At 61.9% G+C, this 26,202-nt stretch carries 24 protein-coding genes; 7 read left to right on the top strand and 17 right to left on the bottom strand.

The genetic code is table 11. From position 1 onward, the window contains the following. Window positions 1-40 precede the first annotated feature (40 nt). From lpdA to ABWL39_RS01575, 3 genes are all read left to right on the top strand, one after another. A complete protein-coding gene (lpdA, locus tag ABWL39_RS01585; RefSeq protein ID WP_367786532.1) occupies window positions 41-1,819 on the top strand; it encodes a dihydrolipoyl dehydrogenase in 1,779 nt (592 codons plus the stop codon). Window positions 1,820-2,068: 249 nt separating this feature from the next. Then, the gene (locus ABWL39_RS01580) at window positions 2,069-4,102 is read left to right on the top strand and encodes a PAS domain S-box protein (protein ID WP_367786531.1); all 2,034 of its coding nucleotides are present in this window, start codon (window positions 2,069-2,071) and stop codon (window positions 4,100-4,102) included. A gap of 79 nt (window positions 4,103-4,181) precedes the next feature. After that, window positions 4,182-4,790, top strand: coding sequence for a response regulator transcription factor (locus tag ABWL39_RS01575; RefSeq protein WP_367786529.1), 609 nt, complete (start codon window positions 4,182-4,184; stop codon window positions 4,788-4,790). Window positions 4,791-4,907: 117 nt separating this feature from the next. On the opposite strand, the gene ABWL39_RS01570 is transcribed toward ABWL39_RS01575, so the two are convergent. The 9 genes from ABWL39_RS01570 to ABWL39_RS01530 all read right to left on the bottom strand — a co-directional run bounded on the left by ABWL39_RS01570 (window position 4,908) and on the right by ABWL39_RS01530 (window position 15,841). Beyond that, window positions 4,908-5,318, bottom strand: coding sequence for a prepilin-type N-terminal cleavage/methylation domain-containing protein (locus ABWL39_RS01570; protein ID WP_367786528.1), 411 nt, complete (start codon window positions 5,316-5,318; stop codon window positions 4,908-4,910). Between the two features lie 546 nt (window positions 5,319-5,864). After that, on the bottom strand, window positions 5,865-6,275 hold the full coding sequence (locus ABWL39_RS01565; RefSeq protein WP_367786526.1) for a prepilin-type N-terminal cleavage/methylation domain-containing protein: 411 nt from the start codon (window positions 6,273-6,275) through the stop codon (window positions 5,865-5,867). A 255-nt stretch (window positions 6,276-6,530) separates the two neighbouring features. Beyond that, the gene (locus ABWL39_RS01560) at window positions 6,531-7,163 is read right to left on the bottom strand and encodes an FHA domain-containing protein (protein WP_367786524.1); all 633 of its coding nucleotides are present in this window, start codon (window positions 7,161-7,163) and stop codon (window positions 6,531-6,533) included. Beyond that, on the bottom strand, window positions 7,115-7,960 hold the full coding sequence (locus ABWL39_RS01555; protein WP_367786523.1) for a Stp1/IreP family PP2C-type Ser/Thr phosphatase: 846 nt from the start codon (window positions 7,958-7,960) through the stop codon (window positions 7,115-7,117). Before ABWL39_RS01555 ends, ABWL39_RS01560 begins: the two co-directional genes overlap by 49 nt. Next, window positions 7,957-9,468 carry a protein kinase gene (locus ABWL39_RS01550; protein WP_367786521.1) on the bottom strand — a complete coding sequence of 504 codons (1,512 nt, stop codon included), beginning with the start codon at window positions 9,466-9,468 and terminating at the stop codon, window positions 7,957-7,959. The genes ABWL39_RS01555 and ABWL39_RS01550 overlap by 4 nt, the downstream gene beginning before the upstream one ends. Before the next feature lie 196 nt (window positions 9,469-9,664). Further along, the gene (locus ABWL39_RS01545) at window positions 9,665-11,023 is read right to left on the bottom strand and encodes a TolC family outer membrane protein (protein ID WP_367786519.1); all 1,359 of its coding nucleotides are present in this window, start codon (window positions 11,021-11,023) and stop codon (window positions 9,665-9,667) included. 24 nt (window positions 11,024-11,047) lie between these two features. Then, the gene (locus ABWL39_RS01540; protein ID WP_367786518.1) at window positions 11,048-14,098 is read right to left on the bottom strand and encodes an efflux RND transporter permease subunit; all 3,051 of its coding nucleotides are present in this window, start codon (window positions 14,096-14,098) and stop codon (window positions 11,048-11,050) included. Further along, on the bottom strand, window positions 14,095-15,159 hold the full coding sequence (locus ABWL39_RS01535; RefSeq protein WP_367786516.1) for an efflux RND transporter periplasmic adaptor subunit: 1,065 nt from the start codon (window positions 15,157-15,159) through the stop codon (window positions 14,095-14,097). Before ABWL39_RS01535 ends, ABWL39_RS01540 begins: the two co-directional genes overlap by 4 nt. Window positions 15,160-15,190: 31 nt before the next feature. Beyond that, window positions 15,191-15,841 (bottom strand): TetR/AcrR family transcriptional regulator, encoded by a 651-nt coding sequence (locus tag ABWL39_RS01530; protein WP_367786514.1) that lies wholly within the window; start codon window positions 15,839-15,841, stop codon window positions 15,191-15,193. Window positions 15,842-15,997: 156 nt separating this feature from the next. Here ABWL39_RS01530 and argB point away from each other — a divergent pair, with 156 nt between their 5' ends. The 4 genes from argB (at window position 15,998) to ABWL39_RS01510 (ending at window position 18,753) form a co-directional block, all read left to right on the top strand. Beyond that, window positions 15,998-16,882, top strand: coding sequence for an acetylglutamate kinase (gene argB, locus ABWL39_RS01525; RefSeq protein ID WP_367786512.1), 885 nt, complete (start codon window positions 15,998-16,000; stop codon window positions 16,880-16,882). Window positions 16,883-16,967: 85 nt separating this feature from the next. Continuing rightward, a complete protein-coding gene (locus ABWL39_RS01520) occupies window positions 16,968-17,399 on the top strand; it encodes a CBS domain-containing protein (protein WP_367786510.1) in 432 nt (143 codons plus the stop codon). A 59-nt stretch (window positions 17,400-17,458) separates the two neighbouring features. Beyond that, window positions 17,459-18,106: a pyrimidine 5'-nucleotidase gene (locus ABWL39_RS01515; protein ID WP_367786509.1), complete on the top strand. Its 648-nt coding sequence runs from the start codon at window positions 17,459-17,461 to the stop codon at window positions 18,104-18,106. Window positions 18,107-18,144: 38 nt separating this feature from the next. Continuing rightward, on the top strand, window positions 18,145-18,753 hold the full coding sequence (locus ABWL39_RS01510; protein WP_367786508.1) for a 6-pyruvoyl tetrahydropterin synthase family protein: 609 nt from the start codon (window positions 18,145-18,147) through the stop codon (window positions 18,751-18,753). Between the two features lie 14 nt (window positions 18,754-18,767). Here ABWL39_RS01510 and ABWL39_RS01505 read toward each other — a convergent pair whose 3' ends face one another. The 8 genes from ABWL39_RS01505 to ABWL39_RS01470 all read right to left on the bottom strand — a co-directional run bounded on the left by ABWL39_RS01505 (window position 18,768) and on the right by ABWL39_RS01470 (window position 26,052). Beyond that, the gene (locus ABWL39_RS01505) at window positions 18,768-19,892 is read right to left on the bottom strand and encodes a VanZ family protein (protein ID WP_367786507.1); all 1,125 of its coding nucleotides are present in this window, start codon (window positions 19,890-19,892) and stop codon (window positions 18,768-18,770) included. 91 nt (window positions 19,893-19,983) lie between these two features. After that, window positions 19,984-21,036: a spermidine/putrescine ABC transporter substrate-binding protein gene (locus ABWL39_RS01500; protein ID WP_367786506.1), complete on the bottom strand. Its 1,053-nt coding sequence runs from the start codon at window positions 21,034-21,036 to the stop codon at window positions 19,984-19,986. A 127-nt stretch (window positions 21,037-21,163) separates the two neighbouring features. Then, a complete protein-coding gene (locus ABWL39_RS01495; protein ID WP_367786504.1) occupies window positions 21,164-21,979 on the bottom strand; it encodes a tetratricopeptide repeat protein in 816 nt (271 codons plus the stop codon). Between the two features lie 203 nt (window positions 21,980-22,182). After that, complete coding sequence (ubiB, locus tag ABWL39_RS01490) at window positions 22,183-23,691, bottom strand: ubiquinone biosynthesis regulatory protein kinase UbiB (protein ID WP_367786503.1); 1,509 nt, start codon at window positions 23,689-23,691, stop codon at window positions 22,183-22,185. Between the two features lie 9 nt (window positions 23,692-23,700). Then, the gene (locus tag ABWL39_RS01485; protein WP_367786502.1) at window positions 23,701-24,279 is read right to left on the bottom strand and encodes an SCP2 domain-containing protein; all 579 of its coding nucleotides are present in this window, start codon (window positions 24,277-24,279) and stop codon (window positions 23,701-23,703) included. Then, on the bottom strand, window positions 24,279-24,914 hold the full coding sequence (locus ABWL39_RS01480) for a LysE family translocator (RefSeq protein ID WP_367786501.1): 636 nt from the start codon (window positions 24,912-24,914) through the stop codon (window positions 24,279-24,281). The genes ABWL39_RS01485 and ABWL39_RS01480 overlap by 1 nt, the downstream gene beginning before the upstream one ends. 28 nt (window positions 24,915-24,942) lie before the next feature. Further along, a complete protein-coding gene (ubiE, locus tag ABWL39_RS01475) occupies window positions 24,943-25,677 on the bottom strand; it encodes a bifunctional demethylmenaquinone methyltransferase/2-methoxy-6-polyprenyl-1,4-benzoquinol methylase UbiE (protein WP_367786500.1) in 735 nt (244 codons plus the stop codon). Between the two features lie 3 nt (window positions 25,678-25,680). Then, window positions 25,681-26,052 carry a gamma-butyrobetaine hydroxylase-like domain-containing protein gene (locus ABWL39_RS01470; protein ID WP_367786499.1) on the bottom strand — a complete coding sequence of 124 codons (372 nt, stop codon included), beginning with the start codon at window positions 26,050-26,052 and terminating at the stop codon, window positions 25,681-25,683. Window positions 26,053-26,202: the final 150 nt, after the last annotated feature.

Raw genomic sequence — 26,202 nt, 5'->3', positions numbered from 1 at the left:
CCGGCGCCAGCAGACCAACTCTATTCATAGGATTGCTTGCATGAGCAATGTAATCGAACTCCAAGTGCCCGATATCGGCGGCTTCAACGACGTCGCGGTGATCGAGGTCGCGGTCAAGGCCGGCGACACGATTGCCGTCGACGACGCGCTGATCACGCTGGAAACCGACAAAGCCACGATGGACGTGCCGGCAACGGCCGCCGGCGTGGTGCAGGCCGTCAACATCAAGGTTGGCGACAAGGTTGGCGAGGGCTCCGTCATCCTGACGCTGGAAGCGGCCACTGGCGCGGCCTCCAGCCCGGCTGCAAGCGCCGCCCCTATTGCCTCCCAGCCTGGCCCCGCACCCGCCCCGACACCGGCTGCCGCCAGCCACAGCGGCGGCACCGACATCGAAACCGAGATGCTGGTGCTCGGCGCCGGCCCCGGCGGCTACTCCGCCGCCTTCCGCTCGGCCGATCTCGGCATGAAGACGGTGCTGGTCGAGCGCTACGCAACGCTCGGCGGCGTCTGCCTCAACGTCGGCTGCATCCCGTCGAAAGCCTTGCTGCACAACGCTGCGGTGATCGACGAGGCCAAGCACCTTGCCGCCAACGGCATCGTTTTCGGCGAACCGAAGATCGACCTCGACGGCCTGCGCGGCTACAAGGAAAAAGTCGTCGGCAAGCTGACCGGTGGCCTGGCCGGCATGGCCAAGACACGCAAGGTCGAGGTCGTGCGCGGCGTTGGCCGCTTCCTCGATCCGCATCATCTCGAAGTCGAGCTGACGACCGGCAACGGCCAGGACAAGACGGGCGAGAAGAAGGTCATCAAGTTCCAGAAGGCCATCATCGCCGCCGGCTCGCGCGTGATGAAGCTGCCCTTCATTCCCGAAGACCCGCGAATCATCGACTCGACCGGCGCGCTGGAGTTACGTCAGATCCCCGGCAAGATGCTGATCATCGGTGGCGGCATCATCGGCCTCGAAATGGGCACGGTGTACTCGACACTGGGCACCCGCCTCGACGTCGTCGAAATGCTCGACGGCCTAATGCAGGGCGCCGACCGTGATCTGGTCAAGGTCTGGCAGAAGATGAACGAACATCGCTTCGACCGCATCATGCTGAAGACCAAGACCGTCGCAGTCGAAGCCAAGCCGGACGGCATCTGGGTGACTTTCGAAGGTGAGCAGGCGCCGGCCGAGCCACAGCGCTACGACATGGTGCTCGTCGCCGCTGGCCGCGCGCCAAACGGCAAGCTGATCGGCGCCGAAAACGCCGGCGTTGCCGTCACCGACCGCGGTTTCATCGACGTCGACAAGCAGATGCGCACCAACGTCCCGCACATCTTCGCCATCGGCGATCTGGTCGGCCAGCCAATGCTGGCGCACAAGGCAGTACACGAAGCCCACGTCGCGGCCGAGAACGCCGCCGGCCACAAGGCCTTCTTCGATGCCCGCGTGATCCCGTCGGTCGCCTACACCGATCCCGAAGTCGCCTGGGTCGGCCTCACCGAGGAGCAGGCCAAGGCGCAGGGCATCAAGATCGGCAAATCGGTGTTCCCGTGGGCGGCATCGGGCCGCGCCATCGCCAACGGTCGTGACGAGGGCTTCACCAAACTGATCTTCGACGAGGCCACGCATCGCATCATCGGCGGCGGCATCGTCGGCACCCACGCCGGCGACATGATCGGCGAGTTGTGCCTGGCGATCGAGATGGGCTGCGATCCGACCGATATCGGCAAGACGATCCACCCGCACCCGACGCTGGGCGAGTCGATCGGCATGGCGGCAGAAGTGTTCGAAGGCGTGTGCACCGATCTGCCACCGCAGCGTAAAAAGTAACCTGTCGGCGCGGGCCGGGCCGAGAGTCCCGCCGCGCCATTTTTTATCACCGGAGAACCTGCTCGCGCTCTGCCGCGGGCAGCCGTCGGCGGGGCGATGCGCAGAAACCGGCATGTATGCGCCATACATGAGGGCTGCGAGCCGCACATGAGCCCCGCTCACGGTTGCACGGCACGATCGAGAATGGGTTTGAAGCGGCAAGGCACGGTATCATCGCGGCCTTGCCGCTTTGTCGCTTGAATCGCCGCCATGCCGCCAGCCCCCACCGAATCCAGCCAGCCCGCCCCGGACGTGAAACGCTGGTTCATGCGTCCGCCGGTCTTCGCCGCCCTGATCGTGGCGGGCGCGGCCGTCGTCTCGGGCTTCATCCTGCTCACGCTGCAGTTCGGCCAGCAGCTGTTGCTCGGCCTGCTCGCCATCGTGCTGGTTGCCGTCACCGGCTCGACCGTGTGGGCGCTGCGCCGCCACATCGGCCAGCGCGTACAGGCCGAGACAGAGCGCGACCGCTTCTTCAACCTGTCGCTCGACATGCTCGGCATCGTCGGGCTCGATGGCTATTTCAAGCGCGTCAACCCAGCCTTCACGCGCATCCTCGGCTATAGCTCGGCCGAGCTGCTCAAATCGACCTATTTCACCTACGTCCATCCCAATGACGTGGTGGCGACGCGCGGCGAAACGCGCAAGCTGTCGACCGGCGAGCCGTCGATCTATTTCGAGAACCGCTTCCGCTGCAAGGATGGCAGCTACAAGTGGCTGGCCTGGGCCGTCAACCCGGAGCTCGACGAGGGCCTGATGTACGCGGTGGCGCACGATATCACCGGCCGCAAGCAGGCCGAACAGGCCTTGCGCGCCGAATCGAGCTTCCGCAAGGCGATGGAGGATTCACTCTCGACCGGCATGCGCGCAATCGACCTCAACCGCCGCATCACCTATGTCAACCCGGCCTTCTGCGAGTTGACGGGCTTCAGCGAGGACGAGTTGATCGGCTGCGTGCCGCCCTACCCCTACTGGCCCGAGAAAGGCACCGAGCCGCACCAGTACAACCTCGACCTGACCTTCCAGGGCAAGGTCGAGAAGAGCGGCTTCGAGCTGATGATCAAGCGTAGGGACGACAGCCTGATCTATGTGCTGTTCCACGTCTCGCCGCTGATCGACTCGGAAGGCCGGCAGACCGGCTGGATGGCCGCACTGACCGACATCACCGAGCGCCTGCGCTCGCGCGAAGCGCTCGAGGCCGCGTACGAACGTTTCGTGGCCGTGCTCGAAGGCCTCGATGCAGGCGTGCTGGTGTCCGACATGGAGAGCAACGAGCTCCTGTTCGTCAATCAACAGTTCAAGGCGCCAAGCGAAGCGAGCCTGCCCGACGCCAAGGTCTGCGCCATCGACCAATCCCATCAGCAGCGCCGCCGCAAGCACGGCGCCGCCTTCGATGTCGAGGAACAGGATCCGGTCAGCAGCCGCTGGTATCACATCCGCAGCCGCCCGATCAAATGGGTGGATGGGCGCACGGTGCGCATGGAAATCTCCACCGACGTCACCGAACGCATCGAGGCCGAAGAGCTCTACCGCCAACAGCTAGAACGCCTGCAATCAACGTCGCGCCTGATCACCATGGGCGAAATGGCATCGAGCCTCGCGCACGAGCTCAACCAGCCATTGGCGGCGATCACCAATTACTGCAACGGCTGCGTCACGCGCCTGCAAAGCAACAACGTGAACGTGCAGGACCTATTGCCCGTCATGCAGAAAGCCAGCTTCCAGGCCGAGCGCGCGGGCAAGATCATCCGCCGCATCCGCGAGTTCGTGCGCACCAGCGAGCCCGACCGCAGCAGCTGCGAGATCGGCGAAATCATCGAGGCCGCCGTCGGCTTTGCCGAGATCGATGCGCGCAAGCACAGCGTGGAAATCTCGCTACAGCTCGACGAGGCACTGCCGCATGTGGTCGCCGACCGCATCATGATCGAGCAGGTGCTGGTCAACCTTGTCCGTAACGCGATCGAGGCCATGCTGGAGACCCCGCTCAACGACCGCACGCTGGTCGTGCGCGTACGCCGCATCAGCCGGGAACAGCTTGAGGTGGCGGTGATCGACCGTGGCCACGGCATCGCGCCGGACAAGCGCGAACACCTGTTCGAGCCCTTCTTCACCACCAAGCCGCACGGCATGGGCATGGGGCTCAATATCTGCCGCTCGATCATCGAATTCCACCAGGGCCAGCTCTGGGTGGAAGACAACCCGGACGGCGGGACGATCTTCCGCTTCACCTTGCCGGTGCTTGCCTGAGCACCTGCGCAGTTTGTCGCCAAGCGGCAAGGAGCTTAGAATCTGGCCCATCCAACAAAGAATATGAGGGGAGAACAATATGGATCAGCAAGCCACCGTTTTTGTCGTCGATGACGACGAAGCCATGCGCGACTCGCTCGCCTGGCTGCTCGAATCACGCGGGCTCAAGATCGCCTGCTATGCCTCGGGCGAGGCTTTCCTGGCGGCCTACAACCCGGCCACGCCGGGCTGCCTGGTCGTGGATGTGCGCATGCCCGGCATCAGCGGCACCGAGCTGCACGAGAAGCTGAAGGCACTCAACTACGACATCCCCGTGATCTTCATCACCGGGCATGGCGACGTGCCGATGGCGGTGCGCGCAGTCAAACGCGGCGCCGTCGATTTCCTCGAAAAGCCGTTCAACGACCGCGACCTGCTCAACACCATCGAGCAAAGCCTGGAACAGGACCGCGCCAACCGCGAACGCAAATCCCTCAACGCCGGCGCCGCCAACCGCCTGGCCTCATTGACCGCACGCGAGCGCGAAGTGATGGAACTCGTCGTCGCCGGCAAGCTGAACAAGATCATCGCCGACGAACTGGGCATCAGCATCAAGACCGTCGAAGCGCACCGCGCCAAGGTGATGGAGAAAGTGGGCGTGCACTCGGTCGCAGAGCTGGTGCAGATTGTGATGGCGTCGAAGGGGTAGCAAAGGGATTGAAGTAACCTGACGCCGTAACGAAAAGAAGAAGCCCCGGCCTAGGCCGGGGCTTCTTCTTTTCGTTACTACGGGTCGAACGATATCGTTCAGACGACCCAGCAGTAATTATTGCTTGCAGTAACCGGCAGCCAAACAAGTACCGGTCTGGCCCCACTTGACGATCGGGCCATCGAGTGCCGGCGTCAGAATCGAAGTCTTGCCGCCTGCAGTGGCATCAGCAGTCACGGTGATAACCCCATCGGTAACAGTGACAGAAGCAACCGAGGTCGGCATCGTCGCCGGCACAGCCGGAATGCCAGCGAGGCCAGCGCTACAACCTGTCAGTACACCAGCCTGATCCTGCACGCAAATGCCAACAGGCGTCTTGAAACCCTCGACAATCGCTTGCGCATTGCCGAATTTCGCCTTCGAAACATAATCCTGATAGGCCGGGATCGCCACGGCAGCCAAAATACCGATGATCGCAACAACGATCATCAATTCAATCAGGGTAAAACCTTGTTGTACGCGCTTCATGTCAGATCTCCTTGACGTTGATTGTTGGATTGCACACAAACCCATCGTGCATCTCCGTACACACATAAAAGCAAACGACATGCCAGCTTCAAAAAAATCATAAAGCCCAGTAAATTAGGGATTTTTAATATGCAATCACACTAGGAAGACCCACCAGTTCCCGATGGAAGGTGGTTTCTCTCCATACACCCAGCCCGCCGCGTCAGAATGTGACGTAAATTGTCATATTCCAAACACCCTGCTGCACGACCTACTCTGGAGGTACTTGGAGTAGCCCCATAAAACAAACACAGCCGCCCCTCCTTACCCCAATGGACAGGCATACGGTTGAGTCGATGACTCACACGAAAAGCAAACCTAAGGGCAGACGGATGTCACTGGGGATGGACGCAAATCTACCGCTACAGACAATGCCAATTTACAAACGCAGCCTTATTTTGAGCTGTGCAAATAGGTAACAAAAAAATGCCCCAACATACGTTGGGGCATTTTCCTTGAGATGTATGGAGGCATGCACCATATGGCCGCCTCGCTACAACCAGATGATTATTGCTTGCAGTAACCGGCAGCCAAACAAGTACCGGTCTGGCCCCACTTGACGATCGGGCCATCGAGTGCCGGTGTCAGAATCGAAGTCTTGCCGCCTGCAGTGGCATCAGCAGTCACGGTGATAACCCCATTGGTAACAGTGACAGAAGCAACCGAGGTCGGCATCGTCGCCGGCACAGCCGGAATGCCAGCGAGGCCAGCGCTACAACCTGTCAGTACACCAGCCTGATCCTGCACGCAAATGGCAACAGGCGTCTTGAAGCCTTCGACAATCGCTTGCGCATTGCCGAATTTTGCCTTCGAAACATAATCCTGGTAGGCCGGGATCGCCACGGCAGCCAAAATACCGATGATCGCAACAACGATCATCAATTCAATCAGGGTAAAACCTTGTTGTACGCGCTTCATAATCAAATCCCCGTGTGTTGATTGTTGGATTGCACACCAGACAGGCGGTGTGCTTCCGCAAGCACATAAGAGCAAACACCATGCCAACAATCATAAAAGAGATGAAAAATCGTGAAAACTCTGCTCCGCGACGGATCATCAACGCCCCGCTTCAGCGAAGGTGGCTATTGATTCAACAGGTAGGCACTGCGCGAATGGCCGCCAGGATGCTGTGACTGTCACAATGTGACGCAAAATGTCACTCCCCCGCAAGCACTAGCGAATTGACACCGAAAACTGGTTACCGTGCAGCGCCAAGGTATCTCCGTCATGCAACAGATGACGTTCGTTTCCAATTGCTACACCGTTGACCAGGCATCGTAGTCCGCCCTCGGTTTGCTCGATGAAAAACTGCCCGAGCTCGCGATGGATGGAGACGACCAAGGCACCAGGCTTGCCGAGCGTCGTGACAGCCTTGGTCAGCGGAATGATCTGCCCGGCGTTGGCAGAGTTCAGCAAAGTCAGTGCTGCAGTCAGCTGGCATGTGGAGGGCGCGCCGGTCAGTTTGCTGTACTGGAACGAGAACTTGGCAATATCAATCTTGTCGCCGTCTTCCAGCACGTGCTTGCGAACCGCTTGCCCATTCACCAACGTCCCATTGGTGCTGTTCAGGTCTTCGAGAAACGAGTCGCTGCCGATGGTCCGGATCTTGGCGTGGTGGCCGCTGACGGCCAGGCTGTCGAGCCGGATGTCGTTGTCGGGGCGGCGGCCGATGGTCAGCTCGCCGCGTTCCAGGCGGATATCCTGCAAGAGCTCGGTGCCGGAATACAGCAATAGTTTTCCCATTTTCGGCAGTGGCTTCAGTTTGTCCGACCCGAGCCGAACCAGTTGAACAGGCGAGGCATCCATTTCTGCCCGCCCGGAAAGGCGCTACGGACGTCGATCAGGATTACCGAGACATTGTCGCGCCCGCCGAAATCGTTGGCGGCGTGAATCAGCTCCTGCGCGGCCTGCCGCAAGTCGGAACGGTAGCAGACGAGGATGTCGGCAATTTCCCCGTCACGCATCATGTCGTTGAGCCCATCCGAGCACATCAGGTAGAGGTCGCCGACCTCGACCGGGTATTCGTTGAGCTCGACTTCAACCAGCGGCTCAATGCCGAGCGCGCGCGTCACGAGGTTCTTGTAGTCGACGAAACGGGCCTCGGTCGGGTCGACCAGGCCGGCGTCGATCTGCTCCTGCAGCAGCGAGTGATCACGCGTCAGGGGCTCGAAACGATCGGCCCGCAGGCGGTACAAGCGCGAATCGCCAATATGGCCGACCAGCAGGCGGTTGTCGTAGAACAGCGCGGCGACCAGCGTGGTGCCCATGCCTGCGCATTGGACCTGGGTCTGGGCGGCCTCGTAGACGGCGGCGTTGGCCAGCTGAATCTGGCCGTCGAGCATGGCCAGCGCGTTCGGGTGGCCGCTTTCCGAGTCGACCCGGTGCGGCTCGCTATGGGTCAGCGCCTGCCGCAAGCCCTGCGACAGGATGTCCACGGTCATGCCGGAGGCCACCTCGCCGGCGTTATAGCCCCCCATGCCATCGGCCAGGATGGCGAAACCATGGTCGGGGTCGATCGTTACCGCGTCTTCATTGTGTTCGCGCACGAGCCCGGAGTCGGACTGGCACACCATATTGAGCGCATCGGAGAGCTTTATTGTCATTCTTTACTCGCGAGTTTCTCTCGGCATTGCTGTATTGCCAGCGCAAATTCTGCACCGGTTTGAAAGCGTTTGTCAGGCGCCTTGTCCAGGGCCCGATCGATCAGGCGGCACAACGGGCGAGGCAGTTCGGGACGCAGCTCGCTGATGTCCCGATGCCTTTCGTTGGCGATACTGTACATCAGCTTGGCCAGCGAGTTGCCCTGAAATGGCAGCTGGCCAGTGAGCAGCTGGTACAGGGTGACGCCAAGCGAATACAGATCGGAGCGACCATCGATCTTTTTCCCGGCCAGCTGTTCGGGCGACATATAGGATGGCGTGCCCAGCACCATGCCGGTACGCGTGCGATTGGCATCGGTGACACGCGCCACACCGAAATCCGTGACCTTGACCTGCCTGCCGGCGGGCAGATACATGATATTGGCTGGCTTGATGTCGCGGTGCACGATCCCGGCGCGGTTTGCATAGTCGATCGCGCTGGCCACGGCGGCAGCCACCTCGAGCGCGGTATCGATCGGCAACAACTGGTCCGGCTTGGTATAGCGATTGAGGTCGTGCCCGTCGAGCAGCTCCATCGCGATATAGGCCAGCGATTGATCTTCGCCGGCGCCATAGATCGTCACGATGTTCGGGTGTTGCAGCCCACCGGCCGTCTCGGCCTCGCGCAGGAAGCGCTCGCGCGCATCGGGCAGGTCGCCGGCCTCGAACTCTTCGGCCAGCGCCATGGTCTTGATGGCAGCCGGCTTGCCGTCGGCCACATGATGGCCACGATAGACCACGCCCATCGAGCCGCGTCCGAGCTGGCCATCGATGGCGTAGTCGCCGAGCCTCGCCGGCATCGCCCTTGGCTGTATCACCGGCTCGGCAACCTCTTTCCTGGTCAGGCGCTGGGCCACATCGCGGTAATTGGGGCGCAGTGTCAGCAGGTGCGCCAACACCGTCTGCGCCAGCCCCTTGTTGCCGTCGCGCTCCAATTGCGCGGCCAGGCGGTACAGCGCATCGAGCAGCCCCGGCGTCGTGGGGGCTCGCCGGAAGGCTTCGAGCGCGAGGTCGAGACGCCCCTGGCTTTGCAACGCCAGGCCTCGTTGATAGTGATCGGTCTGCGCTGTGCGTTTTGTAGGCTGCTTACTCCCCGCCAGCCGCCACGCAAGCAGCGCGGCCCACGGCATCATCACCGCGCTCGCAAGCGGCAGCCACGCCCCGGCGATCGCCACACCCAACACTTCGGCCACCAGCAAGCCGACGGACAGCACGGCCGCACCAATGGCGGCGGTCGACGTGCTCAGCCCCCGTGCCAGCGCGGCACCATACCCCAGGGCGAGCAATAGCGATGCGCCATAAGCGGCCATGCCAAAAGGCAAGGCCGCACCGGCCGCAAGGCGGGCTGCAAGCCAGCCATAGGCGATGCGCTCCCATGCCATCGACACGGGGCTGACGACCAGCAGCGCCAGCAGCAAGATCACGCCAGCCAGCGCCAGGCGCTGACGCGTCATCCAGAGGGGGTTTGACATGTCGGGTGTCTCGTAACGGTGTTTATCCACATCTCAGGCAACGAGACCAATAAGCATCTAACTTTGCCGCAGCGCGGCGGAACATACCAGCGCCGTGGAAATTCAGCTTACATCGTGCCGCAGCGGGCTCCAAGCATAGCAGGCGATAAAAAAGCCCGGAACATGTCCGGGCTTTCTGGCCAAGGCGCGAGCCCGGTCAGTTCTTGACGAGCTGCTTGTTGATGTCCGCCAGGTCCGTCTCGTTCAGCTTGCCGGCGGCAAACGCCAGGTTGAGCTTGGACAGCAGGTAGGCATAACGCGCCTTGAGCAGGTCAAAACGGGTGGAATAGTACTGCTGCTGCGCGTTGAGCACATCGACGTTGGTGCGCACCCCGACCTGCTGACCGGTCTTGGTGGCGTCGAGCTGGCTCTGTGCGGACACCAGCGCCTGTTCGAGCGCGATGACCTGGGCTGCGCCACTGGTCACCCCGAGGAAGGCGGCCTTGGTGTCCTGCTCGATCGAACGGCGCGTGGTTTCGGTATCCTGCTTGGCCTTCTCGTAGTTTGCCGCCGCTTCGCGCGTCTTCGAGCTCAGGGCATCGCCGGTATAGATCGGCACATTGAATTGCAGGCCGATCGTCGCCGTACGGGTGTCGTCCGTTCCGCCGTTGCGGGCTACGCCGCTGGTATCGCGCTTGTCGCCATAGCTGCCGACCAGATCCAGCGTCGGATAATGTCCTTCACGGTTGCGGCGCACCTCGTAGCGGCTGATTTCGAGCACCTGCTGCTGCGCCTGCAGGCCCAGGTTGCCCTTGATCGCCATATCCTGCCAGGCATCGAGGGCATTGGGCTCGGCCTGGGTGGGCTTCATCTTGGGATCGAGCGACGCGAGCCAGTCCGGGGCCGTGCCGGTGATCTGGCGCAAGGCGTTGAGTTTCACCTCGAGATCGTTGCGGGAGAAAATCTCCTGCGCGTTCGTCGCGTCGAAACGGGACTGCGCTTCATAGGTGTCGGTAATCGTCGCCACACCAACCTGGAAGCGCTTCTTGGCTTGTGCCAGCTGCTCCGAGAAGGCCTCCTTCTGGGCGGCTGCCAGCGTGACTGAATCGCGCGCCTGCAGCGCATCGAAATAGGCTTTGGCAACGCGCAGGATGAGTTGCTGCTCCGCCAGGCGATATTGCAGCTCGGACGCCTGGGTAGCGAGCTTGGCCTGCTCGTAGGCGGTGTAGTTCTGCGCGCGGTAGATCGGCTGCCTGGCGCTGATCGACGCGCCGTAGGTATTGCCGCTTGCATTCTTGCTCTCAAGCACGCCAGGCACGGGGTTGCCCGCCGTGAAATCCGCATTCACATGGTTATAGTTGGCATCGACGCCAACCTGCGGCAGCAATTGCGAACGCCCCTGCACCTGCTTTTCCTTGCCGGCTTCATAGGCGTAGCGCGCTGCGGCCAGCTGGGAATCGTACTTCTGTGCATCGTGATAGGACGACATCAGATCTGCCGCCAGCACCTTGGGCAGCGTGAGCGCCAGAGCGACGCCGACGGTGAGGTGGGCCAGGCGGGAGGGCAGCTTCGTCATGAAGGTTATCCTTTATTCTTGAACTCAAGCGGGTTTTTGAACTTTAAACCAGGCAGCATAAAGCGCGGGCAGGAACAGCAGCGTCAGCACCGTCGCGACGAGCAGACCGCCGGTGATCGCCACGGCCATCGGGCCCCAGAAGACATTGCTCCACAAGGGGATCATGCCCAGGATGGCCGCCAGCGCAGTCAGCATGATGGGGCGGAAGCGCCGCACGGCCGACTCGATGATGGCCTCCCACGGGTGGTGACCTGCCGCGATGTCCTGCTGGATCTGGTCCACCAGGATCACCGAGTTGCGCATGATCATGCCCGCCAGCGCAATCACGCCGAGCATCGCCACGAAACCGAATGGCCGACCGGACACCAGCAGCGCCACCGTCACGCCGACGATGCCCAGCGGCGCCGTCAGCAAGACCAGCATTGTGAGGGAGAAGCTATGCAGCTGCAACATGAGCAGGGTCAGGATCACCAGCCCCATCAGCGGCATCACCGCGTTGATCGAGGCCTGCGATTTGCCGCTCGACTCCAGCGCACCGCCGACCACGATATGGTAGCCGGACGGCAACTTTTCCCTGAGCGCATTGAGCTTGGGGTCGATCTGCTTGGTGACGTCGGGGGCTTCCATGCCTTCGGTGATGTCGGCGCGGACGGTGATGACCGGGCTGCGGTCACGCCGCCAGATACCGCCCTCCTCCGCCTCCGGCTTCAGGATGGCGATCTGCGACAAGGGCACGTAGCGGTTGTTGCCGGTAAAGACGTTGATGTCCTTGAGGCTGCCCAGCGTGCCGTCGCCGTCGAGCTTGGCGCGCAAGGTCACGTCGATCTGCTTGTCGCGTTCGCGCAGCTGGGTGACCGGCAGGCCATCGAGCATCGCGTACAGCGTCTGCGACAGCTGCTGCGAATTGACGCCGAGCGCGCGCGCCTTGTCCTGGTCGATCACCAGCCGCATGACCTTGGATGGCGGGTCCCAGTCCGTATTGACGTTGCGAGTGTGCGGATTGGTACGCATGATCTCGGCCACCTGCGACGCAATCTTGCGCAACTCATCAGGGCTGTCGCCCGTCACGCGGAACTGCACCGGGTAGCCCACCGGCGGGCCGTTCGGCAGCGGCGTGGCATGGCCGAGCACCTCGGGGAATTGCGTGTTGAACAGGTGGTCGATCTTGTGGATCAGCCTGTCGCGCGCCTTGCCATCCTTCGCGGTGACGATCACCTGCGCATATTTGGACGACGGCGGCTGCTCGTCGAGCACCAGCACGAAACGCGGTGTTGGTGCGCCGATATAGGTCGCGATATTGTCGATGTCCTTGTCGTCCTTCAGCATCGCCTCGAAGCGCGCCACCTCTGCCTCGGTGGCCAGGTGCGAGGCGCCCTGCTTGAGCCACATGTCGACGACGATCTCGGGCCGCGTGGAGTCAGGGAAGAACTGCTGCTGCACCAGGCCAAAGCCCATCACCGCGCCGACAAAGGTCAATGCCGTGGCGAAGATCACCGTTTTACGGCGCTCGACGCACCAGCTGACCACCGAGCGAAAACGTGCATAGAAGCCGTGGTTGTACACCTCGTGCTCGTCGTGGCCCGACACCGGCTTGATGCGCAGGATGTGGAAACCGATATAGGGGGTGAACAGCACCGCCACGATCCACGACGCGATCAGCGCAATCGCCACCACCGCGAACATGGTGTAGGTGTACTCGCCCGCCGCCGACTTGGCCATGCCGACCGGCAGAAAACCGGCCACGGTGATCAGCGTGCCCGTCAGCATCGGCATCGCGGTCGAGGTATAGGCGTAAGTCGCCGCCTGGAAGCGGTCCCAGCCCTGCTCCATCTTCAGCGCCATCATTTCCACGGCGATGATCGCATCGTCCACGAGCAGGCCCAAGGCGATGATCAGCGCGCCGAGCGAGATCTTCTGCAAGTCGATGCCGAGCACATCCATGACCAGGAAGACAAGCGCCAGCACCAGCGGGATGGCGATCGCCACCACCGTGCCGGTGCGCAGCCCGAGGCTCCAGAAGCTCACCGCGAGCACGATCACCACGGCTTCGATCAGCGTCTTCACAAAGTCGTTGACCGACTCCTTGACCACCTTCGGCTGGTCGGACACACGATGCACCTCGATGCCGACGGGCAGGATCTGCCGGATGTCATTCAGCGCGGCGTCGATGTTCTTGCCCAGTTCGATGATATTGCCGCCCTGACGCATCGAGATGGCCAGGCCAAGCGCCGGCTTGCTGTTGAAGCGCATGCGCGGGTTGGGCGGATCGGCGTAGCCGCGGCGCACCTCGGCGATGTCGCCGAGACGGAAAGTCTTGCCCAGCGCCGAGATACCGATATTGCGGATGCTCTCTTCGCTCGCGAAATCGCCGGTCACGCGCAGAAACACCTTGTCCGTCGACGTCTGCACGTCACCCGCCGGCGTCATGGCGTTTTGTGTCTGCAGGGTCTGGATGATCAGGCGCGGGTCAATGCCGAGTTGCGACAGCTTGGTCGGCGAGATCTCGACATACACCTTCTCATCCTGCACCCCGACCAGATTGATCTTGGAGACATCCTTCACCTTGAGCAGGATGTCGCGCGAGCGGTCGACATAGTCCTTCAGCTCGGCGTAGCTGAAACCCTCGGCGGTGAATGCATAGACGTTGCCGTAGGTGTCGCCGAATTCATCGTTGAAGAATGGACCGATCACACCTTCCGGCAGCTTGTAGTGGATGTCGCCGACCTTCTTGCGCACCTGGTACCAGATGTCGGGTACCCGCTTGACGTCGACGTCATCGCGCAGGTTGACGAACACCTGTGCCTGCCCCGGCTGCGAAAAGCTGCGCAGGAAATCGAGCCCGGGCGTTTCCTGCAGCTTGCGCTCGATCTGGTCGGTGACCTGCTGCTCCATCTCACGCGCATTGGCGCCAGGCCACACGACCTGCACCACCATGGTGCGGAAGGTAAAGGCGGGGTCTTCGGCCTGGCCGAGCTTGAAGTAGGACGACAGCCCGGCGATGGCCAGCGCGATGATGAAGAACTTGACCAGCGACTGGTGGCGCAGCGCCCATTCAGAGAGGTTGAACTTGCTCACGACTTGACCTCTTGCAGAACCTTGACCGGCTGGTTGTCATACAACATCGTCGCGCCGGCGGTGACCACGCGGGTGCCATCGCGCAGGCCTTCGAGCACGGTCACGTCGTTGCCGATGTACTTACCCAGCTTCACCGGCAGCGCCCTGACCCGTTGCGTCTTCTCGTCGATGGACCACACCAGCGCCTGCGCGCCGCGCTGGAATACCGCCGACAGTGGCAAACGCACGCCGGTCGCCAGCACCGCCTGATCGACCGCCACGCTGGCCGTCATCCCTAGGCGCACCGAGTCGTCTGCATTGAGCAACGACACGCGGGCAGCATAGGTACGGGTGGCGGGGTCGGAATCCGGCGCCAGCTCCCGCAGGCGGCCGTCGTAAATCTTGCCGGGGTCGGCCCACAACGAGATTTTCAGCGTCTTGGCGTCGCGCAGCTCGGCGACTCGCGATTCCGGCACATTGACCAGCACCTCCTTCTCGTCTAGGCGCGCCACGCGCACCACCGGCTGGCCCGCCGCCACGACCTGCCCGAGCTGGGCATCCACCGCCGTCACCACACCGTCGCGATCGGCCGTCAGCACGCTGTACGAGGCCTGGTTGGCGTTGAGGTTGTACTGCGCCGCCGCCTGCTCGTAGCGCGAGCGGGCCGCATCGTAGGACAGGCGCCGCTGGTCGAACTCGGCCGCGCTGATGAACTTGCGATCGAGCAGGTGGGCGTAGCGGTCGAGGTCCGACTTGGCCTTTTCGTAATCCGCCTTGGCCGCGTCGAGCTGTGCCCGCATGGCCTGGACACCGAGCTGTAGATCCTGCGGGTCAAGACGCGCCAGCGCCTGCCCGGCCTTGACCAGATCGCCCACCTGCACCAGGCGGGCCGAGATCTTGCCAGCCACACGGAACCCCAGCGGCGTCTCGTAGCGCGCGCGGATCTCACCCGAGTAGCTGGCGCCCTCGGAGATCGGCGCCACGCGCACAACGGTGCTCTTCACCGGGCGCACGGCTTCCTGCTTTTCCTGCGCCGGCTGGCAGCCGGCCAGCAGCAGGCCGGTAAACAGCAGCAGTGTCATGCTCATTCCAAAAGGGCGCATAGCCAGTCCTCTAGATGGGGGGGTGTTGTTCATTGCGAAGCAGCCCGTGCCGCAGCAGCTCCATATAGGTACGAAGGAAACGCTCCTCGTCGAACGCCTCGTTGACGCAGGCACCGACGGAATGCTGCCAGATCATCGCCATCAGCACCGGGCCGATGACGACCTTCATCGTGTATTCGACATCGAGCGCCCGGAATTCCCCGCGCCGGATGCCATAGTCGATCGCACCAGCCACCAGTGCTTCACCGCGCCGCACCACTTCTTCGCAATAAAAGCGCGCGATGTCGGGGAAGTTGCACGCCTCGGCGACGATCAGCTTGGTGATGCCGGCCAGCCGGGTCTTGCCGACAGCGGCCCACCAGAAATTCAAGGTCTGTTCGATCAGATCCATGGCGGAGCCGGTGAATTCGCGCAACATGCCCTCCCCCACCTCGATGCTCGGCAGCATGCCTTCGCTGATGACCGCCTTGAACAGCTCTTCCTTGTTGGCAAAATACAGGTAAGGGGTACCGCGCGTCACACCGGCACGCTTGGCAATCTCCTCCATCTTGGTGCCCGCATAGCCGCGCTCGACAAACAAGTCCAGCGCCGCCTCGAGAATCTCGTTGGGGCGGGCCTCCTTGCGCCTCGTCCAGCGGGTAGTCGACGGCAACTCTACCATATACGCTTCACCAAATTTAATAAATGAACATTCATTTATCAATTTAAGAGTACAAACTCTAGTTGTCAACCGTTTCGACGAAGCGTGCGGGGAAACGTGTAAAATCCGCAGCGACATGGGCGCTGGCGCGCCCGCCCTTCCTGCCGGAGACACCTAATGACGATCACCCAGAGCACGGCCCGCACCAAGGCCGACATCCTGACCACGGCCATGCCGTACATCCGCCAGTTCTACGACAAGACCATCGTAATCAAGTACGGCGGCAACGCGATGACGGACGACCACCTGAAAACCAGCTTTGCGCAGGACGTGGTGATGCTCAAGCTGGTCGGCATGAACCCGGTCGTGGTGCACGGCGGCGGCCCGCAGATCAACGACCTGCTGACCCGCGTCGGCAAGCAGGGCGAATTCATCCAAGGCATGCGCGTGACCGACCGCGAGACGATGGACATCGTGGAGATGGTGCTCGGCGGCCTCGTCAACAAGGAAATCGTCAACCTGATCAACCAGCACGGTGGCCGGGCTGTCGGCCTGACGGGCAAGGACGGCGGCTTCATCAAGGCGAAGAAGATGTTCCTGAAGGGCGATAGCGACGAGGAGCAGATCGACATCGGCCAAGTGGGCGAAGTCGTCAGCATCGACCCGGAGCTCGTGGCCCTGCTCGACACCCGCGACTTCATTCCCGTCATCGCGCCGATCGGCGTCGGCGAGAACGGCGAAGCCTACAACATCAACGCGGACCTGGTCGCCGGCAAGCTGGCCGAAACGCTCGGCGCCGAAAAACTGGTGCTGCTCACCAACACGCCAGGCGTGCTCGACAAGCAGGGCAACCTGCTGACCGGCCTGACCGAGAGCAAGATCCACGCGCTGGTGAAGGACGGCACGATCTCCGGCGGCATGCTGCCAAAGCTCGCCTCCTGCCTGGATGCCGTGCGCAATGGCGTCAACACCGTACAGATCATCGATGGCCGTGTCGAGCATGCCCTGCTGCTGGAAATCCTGACCGACGAAGGCGTCGGCACGCTGATCCGCGCCGAGTAAAAAGCGCACGCCCTGGCTGGTTTTCTGGCCTGCCTTGCCTATAGTGAAATCTGGAGAAAACCGGATCATGAGGAGGGAAAGGCAGATGGAAACAGCACGCCAGTTGCTGCAAGGCAAACACCGCCAGGGCATATTCTCGGTCACGCCGGATACCACCGTGTATCAGGCGCTGCAGCTGATGGCAGAAAAGGATATCGGCGCGCTTCTGGTCATGGATGGCGACAAGCTGGTCGGCATCTTTTCCGAGCGCGACTATGCCCGCAAGGTCGTACTGCAGGGCAAGACGTCGGCCTCGACGCCGATTCGCGACATCATGACCGCACGCGTAATCTGCGCGCGCCCCGAGCATACCGTGGACGAATGCATGGCGCTGATGTCGGAAAAACGCTTCCGCCACTTGCCGGTCGTGGAAGGCGAGCGAGTGATCGGGGTGCTCTCGATAACTGATCTGGTCCGTTCGCAGATCGCGGAGAAGGAATTCGTGATCCAGCAGCTCGCACACTACATCTATCAGTAACCGGCACCCCGACCCGATGCACGGCCCGCGTAAGCGGGCCTTTTACTTGAAAGCACGGATTGAACCCGACCTGGATTTTCGACCTCGACAACACCCTGCATGACGCCAATCCCCACGTGTTTCCGCACATCAACCGGACGATGACCGCCTACCTGGTAGAGACGCTGAAACTCGACGAGGCAGCAGCGAACCAGCTGCGCGAGGATTACTGGCGCCGCTACGGCGCAACCCTGTCCGGGCTGATGCGGCACCACGGCACCAATCCCGATCATTTTCTCTGGCACACCCACCAGTTCCCCAATCTGGCCGGCATGCTGGTTGCAGACCCGACACTTAAGCATCAGCTCGCCCGGCTTGCCGGCACCAAGATACTGTTCACCAATGGCCCGCGCCACTATGCCGAGGCCGTCCTCGCAGGGCTGGGCATTGCCCGGCTGTTTGACGGCATTGTCCACCTCGAGCGCGTGCGCTTTCGCCCCAAGCCCGATCCGCTCGGCTTTCGCCAGATCATCCACGACTTTCGCCTGAAACCGCGCGACTGCATCATGGTCGAGGATTCGCTCGACAACCTGCGCACGGCCAAGCGGCTCGGCATGCGGACAGTCTGGCTGGGGCCCGGCGTATCGCTCCCGGCGGGCGTGGACTGGCACATCCGCCGCCTGGCCGAGCTGCACCGCCTGCCAGGGCTGGCGCGCCCCGGCGATTAGTGATAAAACCCAAGGCCTTGTTTTAGCGATACTCTGCCATGCTGATCCGTAAACTGTTCAAGTTCGAGAACGCCCATATCGTCCGCAATTGCAGCTCGGATCGCTGCCGGCGCTCGATACACGGCCACAGCTACAAGGTTGAAGTGTTGCTCGAGGCAAACGCACTCGACCACGGGCAGATGGTCTACGACTTCGGCCTGATGAAGGGCACCATCCGTGACGTCGTCGATGCTTTCGACCACGCCATTGCCTTCTGGGATCGCGATGACGCGGTCTACATCGACTATTGCAAGCAATTCTCCGCGCGCTGGATCGCCATCCCCGTCTCGCCATCGGCCGAGCAGTTCTCGCGCCTGTTCTTCGTGCTGATCGACGCCATCCTCAAGAACACGGAGATGCGCAACGGCGAGCCGGACGACATCCTGCTCCACTCGGTCATCGTGCATGAAACCGAGACCGGCTATGCGCAATGCTTCCGGCACGACGCCTACAACCCGCGCATGGGCGAGATCAGCCTGACGGCTATCGAGTTTTCCGAGCAGGTGCGTACCGAATGGGGCAACCCCGAGATGTACGAGGAGCTCAAGGCCGGCAAGCGCTTCGTCAACCCGGATGTGGCCCTGCAGGTCAACGTCGCCGAGGACTGAGCCAGCGCCGTTGGCTAGAACCAGGTGCGGTGGGCTCGCTGCGTGTGTGTGGCGGCAAAGCCAACCAGGAAGATCAGCATCAGCCACGGCCAAAGATCAGCCATGGTGTGCGACATGCCGTTGAAATTGCTGAGCTGCACCGAGCGCCACTTGAACAGCACCAATGCCGCATTGGGGCTGGCCTGCAACGGCCACAACCAGTCCACCAGCACACTCACGGCGAGCGCTGCGGCACAGACGGTAGCCTGGGCAACAATGGTCAGCGACAGCAGCAGCGGCAGCAGCAGCAAGCCAACACTGATCCCCAGCAACGTGCGCCAGTTGAGCCACTGGAAGAAGACGATGGGCTTCAGCAGCATCCCCGCGGTGGTCAGCTTCACCAGGATCGCCAGCCCGACCACGAGCCCGATCAGCTGCCACAGATAGCGCCGCTGTTCGAGCAGCAGCGAGACCAGCAAGGTGACAACCAGAAGGTTGAACATGGCGTCCGCCGCCTCGAGAAAACGCAGGAACATCGACGGATCGTCGATCGGCGACTCGAAAGGCTGCGGCAGCCCCTGCGGCCTCGCCACCACGCCGAACAGCGGGATGGACGGGTCGAGCTGGGTGACGAACCAGATCACCAGCAGCGCCAGCCCGAAATCCGCCCACCCGCCATCGACAAACCAGTGATGGCGCAACAGCGACGCTTGCCGCATGAAGTAGCGTGACCCCAGCGTCCACGAGAACAAGCCGCCGATGGCCGTGCCCACGGTGTTGTGCAGGATGTCGAGATTGGAGGCCACGCGGCTGGGCAGAAAGACCTGCAGCGTCTCCATACCGAAGCTCAACGCGCCCCCCAGCAGCGTAGCCGCCAGCACCGCCAGAAAGCCCCCGAGACGCGTGCGCAGCGGCCCCCATAGCGCCGCGCCAAACGGGATATAGGCCAGCACATTGAGCACGTCGTCCACCTGCGCCTGGTAGTAAGGTGCGGGGAACCACAGATAGGCCAGGATGGGGATCGGTGGCCAGCTCCAACCACTGAACGGGTACAGGCTGACGGTGACGATCACCAGCAGGTAAAGCCACGCAAAGTGGCGCGACAGATAGGACCGTGGCAGATCACGGCCAAGTAGTGAAATAGGCGTTTGCCAGGGCATGTGAAATAGGCTGCGTCTCTGGGCCGACGGGCCAACGCTGCGGAAAACGATGTGCCACCGGGTCTCGGCGGCAAGCGCCTGAACGGCGCACTCAGCGGGCGCGGATCTCCGCCCACAACCTTGCCATCAGGCGCCCCGTTCGGGCATCCAGCGGCTTCAACCCTTCCAGCTTAGCGGATGTCGCGCTGTCCGGGAAGACAGCGGGATCCCGCGCCAGGCCTTTATTCACGAACGGCATGGCAGCCGCATTCGGGTTGCTGGCACCGGCCAGATTGGTCAACTCGGCCGAATTGCGGCCTTCGAGTATGAAGTTGATGAAGCGATGGGCCAGATCGGGGCGCGGCGCGTTGCTCATGATCACCATGCTATCGAGCGACTGGTTTGCGCCTTCCTTTGGCACCAGGGCGCGCACGACATGGCCATCACCGGCCTTCAGCCCGGCCTGCACGATATCGTTGGAATAGCCAAGCACCAGCCAGACCCGGCCGCTGGCCAGCCTGCTGATGTAGTTCGAGGCATCGAACCCGGCCCAATACGGCCTAGCCTTCAGGATCACCTGCTGGGCCTCGTGCCAATGCGCTTCACTGGTATCGTTGGCCGAGTAGCCAAGATAACGCAAAGCGGCGGCGAACACCTCGCGCGAATCGTCGAGCACCGACACCCGGCCCTTGAGCGGCGCCAACCGCCCAGGCTCGAACACCATGGCCCATGATGGTGCAACCTCGATGCCCGCCTCCTTCAGCTTGGCCTCGTTGTAGCCGATGACCGTCTGGGTGTAGGAATACGGCACCGTATAGCGATTACCCGCGTCATACTCCGGGTTGAGCCAGGAACTCTGCAGATTGCGCCATTGCGGCAATTGCTTCTTGTCGAGTGGCTGCAGATAGCCGGCACTGATCAGGTCGCCGATCACGTAGGCACTGGGCACAAGCACGTCGTAACGCTTGATCTTGGCGTCGAGCTTGGCCTGCATCTCGCCCATGCTCGCATAGTAGTCCTGGATGACCTTGCAGCCACACTCGGTCTCGAAGCGCTTGACCGTCTGCGGCGCCAGGTAATTGTTCCAGTTATAGAGGTGCAGGGTGTCGTTGGCGGAAGATTGTCCGGCAAAGCATGCCAGTACAGCAAACCAGCGAGCGATCATGAGGTGTCCTTGCCAAGCGCAGCGGGATTCGGTTGCGAGCGGCATTCTAGCAAACATTGGCAAACAGGCCCCGCCCCAAAAAACAAGGCGCCGCATCATACGGCGCCTTGCTTCGTTGCGGGCTCGCTCAGCGATTGCTGCGTGCGGCCTGAGCCTTGTCATACCACTGCTGGGCCTGGCTGGAATCGGCCTTTTCTCCGAACTCGCCATTTTCGTAGACGGCACCCAGACGCTCCATCGCCTGCTCGTTGCCGGACTCGGCAGCCTTGCGGTACCACTTGAGCGCGTTCAGCGAGCTCTTGGGAACGCCCCAGCCCTTTTCATAGAACTCGCCGAGGTTGTACATGGCGAGTGCCTGCCCCTTGTCAGCAGCAAGGGTGTACCAGCGCAAGGCTTCGGTGTAGTTCTGTGCAACCCCCTGTCCCTCCTGATACATGCCGCCAACATTGTTGATCGCCATCAGGTCGCCGGCTGCGGCCGCCTTCTTGAAGGCTTCCAGCGCCTGAACATAGTCCTGCTTCGTGCCCTGCCCGGTGTAGTACATGAACCCGACGTTGGTCTGGGCACTGGCATTGCCCTGATCGGCCGACTTCTTGAACCACTCGAAGGCCTTTTCCAGGTCTTGCGGCACGCCGTTGCCGACGCGATACAGCCAGCCCAGGTTCTGCTGTGCCTCGGCGTCGCCGAGCTCGGCCGACTGCCGGAACCACGCCGCAGCCTGCACCGCATCAGCCTTGACGCCGAACCCTTGCAGGTACATGAAACCAATATATTTCTGGGCTTGCGCGTTGCCATGCTTGGCCAACGTCTTGAATTCCTTCATGGCCACATCGTACTTCTGCGACTTGTAGGCCTTGAGCCCGGAATCCAGATCAGCCCAGGCCGGCTGCGCCAGCAATGCCGCCAACATGGCCGGCAGCAACATCTTTCCGATCGTTCTCATAGCTCCCGCTCCTCTATTTGCCGCGCTTTGCATATCGGCCGGGGTGCCGAACGCGCGCTCTAAAATACCAGCATCATATTAAAGTCAAAACACTAATTCAACCAAAAATCGAATACAAACGATTGAATCGTATGATTAAACTCTAATGTACAGGCACCGACCGTTGTTGTGCGGCATCTTTTTCTGCGGATATACAGAGAGATTCAGAGCCTAGTCAGCAACAAGGCAGCGAGGAGAATGACAATCAAGGCGAGCAGAAAGTTCTGCCGTTTTTGCTCGCGCATCAGCTGCACATAAGCCTGGGTCATCATCTCGGAGCGATCCGCCGACAGGGCCTCGTGCAGACGGCGCGGCAGCTCCGGGATCAGCGCGGCGAACTGCGGCACTTCGCGCTTGAAATTGCGCACCAGTGCCGCCATGCCGAACTGTTCGTGCATCCAGCGTTCGAGGAAAGGCTTGGCGGTTTCCCACAGATCGAGATCGGGGTCGAGCTGGCGGCCCAGGCCTTCGATGTTGAGTAGCGTCTTTTGCAGCAGCACCAGCTGCGGCTGGACTTCAACATTGAAACGGCGGGAGGTTTCGAACAGGCGCAACAGCACCTGCCCGAACGAGATTTCAGACAAGGGCCGGTCAAAAATCGGCTCACATACCGTGCGCACGGCCGCTTCGAGCTCCTCTGCTCGCGTCTCTGCCGGCACCCAACCCGACTCGATGTGCGCCGTGGCCACGCGCTTGTAGTCGCGGTTGAAGAAAGCGAGGAAGTTGACCGCCAGATAGTGCTTGTCGAAATCGGTGAGCGTGCCGACGATGCCGAAGTCGAGCGCGATGTAACGGCCGTCCGGCGCCACGAAGATATTGCCGGGGTGCATGTCGGCGTGGAAGAAGCCGTCGCGGAACACCTGGGTGAAGAAAATCTCCACACCGTAGCGGCCGAGCCGCTTGAGATCGATACCCTCGCTGCGCAAACGCTCGATCTGGCTGATCGGCGTGCCGCGCATCCACTCGAGCACCATCACTTCACGCGAGCAATAGTCCCAGTGCACCTCGGGCACGATCAGCATGGGCGAGTTGGTGAAGTTGCGCCGGAGCTGGCTCGCGTTGGCCGCCTCGCGCATCAGGTCGAGTTCGTCATGCAGGTATTTGTCGAACTCGGCCACCACTTCGCGCGGGCGCAAGCGCTTGCCGTCGCTCGATGCACGTTCCACCAGGCCGGCGAAGATGCGCATCAGCGCGAGATCCTGGTCGATGACGGACAAAATGCCGGGCCGCAGGATTTTGACTGCTACCTCATGCCCATTCGGCAACACCGCGTAATGCACCTGGGCCACCGATGCGCTGGCCACGGGTTGATCGTCGAAACGCTGGAAAATCTGTTCTGGCGTCGCCCCGAGATTGCGCCGCAGCACCTCTCGGGCAAGCCGGCTGTCGAAAGGCGGCACCTTGTCCTGCAGGCGTGCCAGTTCGTCCGCGATGTCATCCGGCAGGATGTCGCGGCGTGTCGACAACACCTGTCCGAACTTGACGAAGATCGGCCCCAGGCGCTCCAGCGCACGTCTCAGCCTGACCCCGCGCGGGGCGGACAGATCGCGCCAGAACAGCAAGGTGCGCAGTACGATGCGCACGGGCTTCAGGCGCCGATGCCCGAGCAGGAACTCGTCGAGCCCATAGGCGAACAGCACACGCAGGATTTTCAGCAGGCGAAGCAGGAACATGAGAGATGATCAGTGGCGGGACGGTAGCTCGTGGGAGCGGTTTTCGAGGTGGGCCAGACGTTTTTCCAGCCGCTCCACCGCATCGCGCAGGTGATCGACCTCTTGCAGGTATTGAGCGACGCCGTCGGGCTTGGCCAGCAATGGGCGCTCCTGCGTCCAATGTTCGGCGTACTGGCTGGCCAGACGTTGCAACAACTCGCCGCAGGCGCCAAATAGAGTGGCACCGGCACGCGTCAGGCGATGCGTGACGACGTCGCCAAACAAGCGCGACATGTCTTCTGCGGCATCCCAGCGCAGGTTTCTCAGCAGCTTGCCGATCTCCGCGCCCAGTAACGCATCGCCGTCCACCACGATTTCCCGGTAGGCAGCTTCATCGCGCAGGGCCAACCTCGGCAACAGCGACGGCGAGAAACGCAGCGTGGTCAGTGGCGCCTCGGCAGAAGACACCAGCAGGCCGTCCGGCTGGATCTGGAAACGCGCGGAGACCGGCAAGGCGACGATCTCGGCAACCTTGCCTTCGAATCTTGCCAATTCCCTGCGCAACTGGCCTTGCTGTGCCAATAGGTGGTTGATCAGCAGAATCAGCATCAGTTAACACCCGGCGACAGCCTGGCACGCAGCAGGTTGAGCCCCAGCGCGACAAACAGGATGCCGGTGGCGCGATTGAGCCACATCGAGAAACGCTGATTGCGCTGGAAACGCTGCGCGACACTGGCGGCACTCCAGGCCAGGAAAAGATTCCACATGGTGCCGGTGGTATTGAACAGCAGGCCGAGCATGAAGAAAGGCAGTACACCGGCCTGATGATCGACAAATTGCGGCAGGAAGGCCAGGAAGAACAGGGCCACCTTGGGATTGAACACATTGGTCAGCAGGCCCTGCGTGAACACGCGCAGGTAGGCCGTGCCGGCGTCAACCGGGGCGGCGCGCTTATGCTCACGACTGCGGGCCATGGTGATACCGAGGTAGAGCAGGTAGGCGGCCCCAATGTACTTGACCACATCGAAGGCAAACGCGGACTGAGCGAGCAACGCGGACAGGCCGAGCGCGGCGAACACGATGTGGACCAGGCACCCCACCGCAATACCGAGCGCGGACAACACGCCGGCCCCGCGCCCCTGTGCCAGGCTGCGGCCGACCACGTACATGCTGTCGGGCCCCGGCAGCAGGTTGACGGCGATGCCGGCCAACACAAACGCCCAAAGATCATGAATCCCCGTCATCTCGCCCCCTTTGCCCGCCGTTCTCAGCTCAGAACTTGAAACCCTTGTGCAGGGCAACCACGCCTGCCGTCATATTGTGGTAGTCGACACGATCGAAGCCGGCATCGAGCATCATCTGCTTGAGCTCTTCCTGCCCCGGGTGCATGCGGATCGACTCGGCCAGATAGCGGTAGCTGTCGGCATCCTGGGTGATGAGCTTGCCCATCAGCGGCAGCGCCTTGAACGAGTACAGGTCATATAGCGGCGACAACGGCTTCCACACCTTGGAGAATTCCAGTACCAAGAGGCGCCCGCCAGGCTTCACCACACGGTGCATCTCGCGCAGTGCGGCATCCTTGTGCGTCATGTTGCGCAGGCCGAAGGCCACCGTGACGCAATCGAAATAGTCGTTGGGGAACGGCAGCTTCTCGGCATCGCATTGGGCGACCGGCATGATCACCCCGCGGTCGAGCATGCGGTCGCGCCCAACGCCGAGCATGGAGCTGTTGATGTCGGTGAGCCAAACCTGGCCCGTCTTGCCGACCTTCTTGCTGAAGGCATAGGACAAATCGCCCGTACCGCCCGCGATGTCGAGCACCCGCGCGCCTTCGCGCACGCCGGACTGCTCAATGGCGAAGATCTTCCACAGGCGGTGCAGGCCGCCCGACATCAGATCGTTCATCACATCGTATTTCTGCGCCACCGAGTGGAACACGCCCGCGACCTTGCGCGCCTTTTCCGATTCGTTGACGGTTTCGTAACCAAAGTGGGTCTTGTTGTCCATCGCTTACTCCCTGCTCGCGCCGGCAGCCTCGAGCTGCGCCAGATATTGCTGCCAATTCTGCTCGTGCTTGATGCCGAGCTCGTATAGATAATCCCAGGAATACAGGCCCGAATCGTGCCCATCGTCAAACACCAGCTTCACCGCATAGTTGCCGACCGGCTCGATCGCGGCGATCTGCACATTGCGCTTGCCCGTCTGCAGCTTCGCCTGCGCCGGCGAATGCCCGCGTACCTCGGCGGATGGCGAGAACACGCGCAGGTACTCGCACGACAGCTCGAATCGCGCGCCGTCGCTGAAACTCAGCTCCAGCACGCGCGAACGCTGGTGCAACCGGATCTCGGTGGGGATGGGGGAATGCGCAGACAGGCCAGCCATCAGGCGGCTCCGGGGAAACAAACTCCAGCATGTTACCAAAACCCAGGTCAGCGCGCAGTAGAGGCGCCCGGGCAAGCCAATGGAGTTGTCATTTTTATGTAATATTGCTTACCTATCCTTGCAACACAAAAATTGTTAAGGGACACGATT

Origin of the sequence: Chitinivorax sp. PXF-14, from assembly GCF_040812015.1 — a bacterium.
Classification (GTDB): Bacteria; Pseudomonadota; Gammaproteobacteria; order Burkholderiales; family SCOH01; genus JBFNXJ01.
The sequence above is the reverse complement of the archived record's forward strand: the minus strand, read 5'-3'. Positions and strand labels throughout refer to the sequence as shown.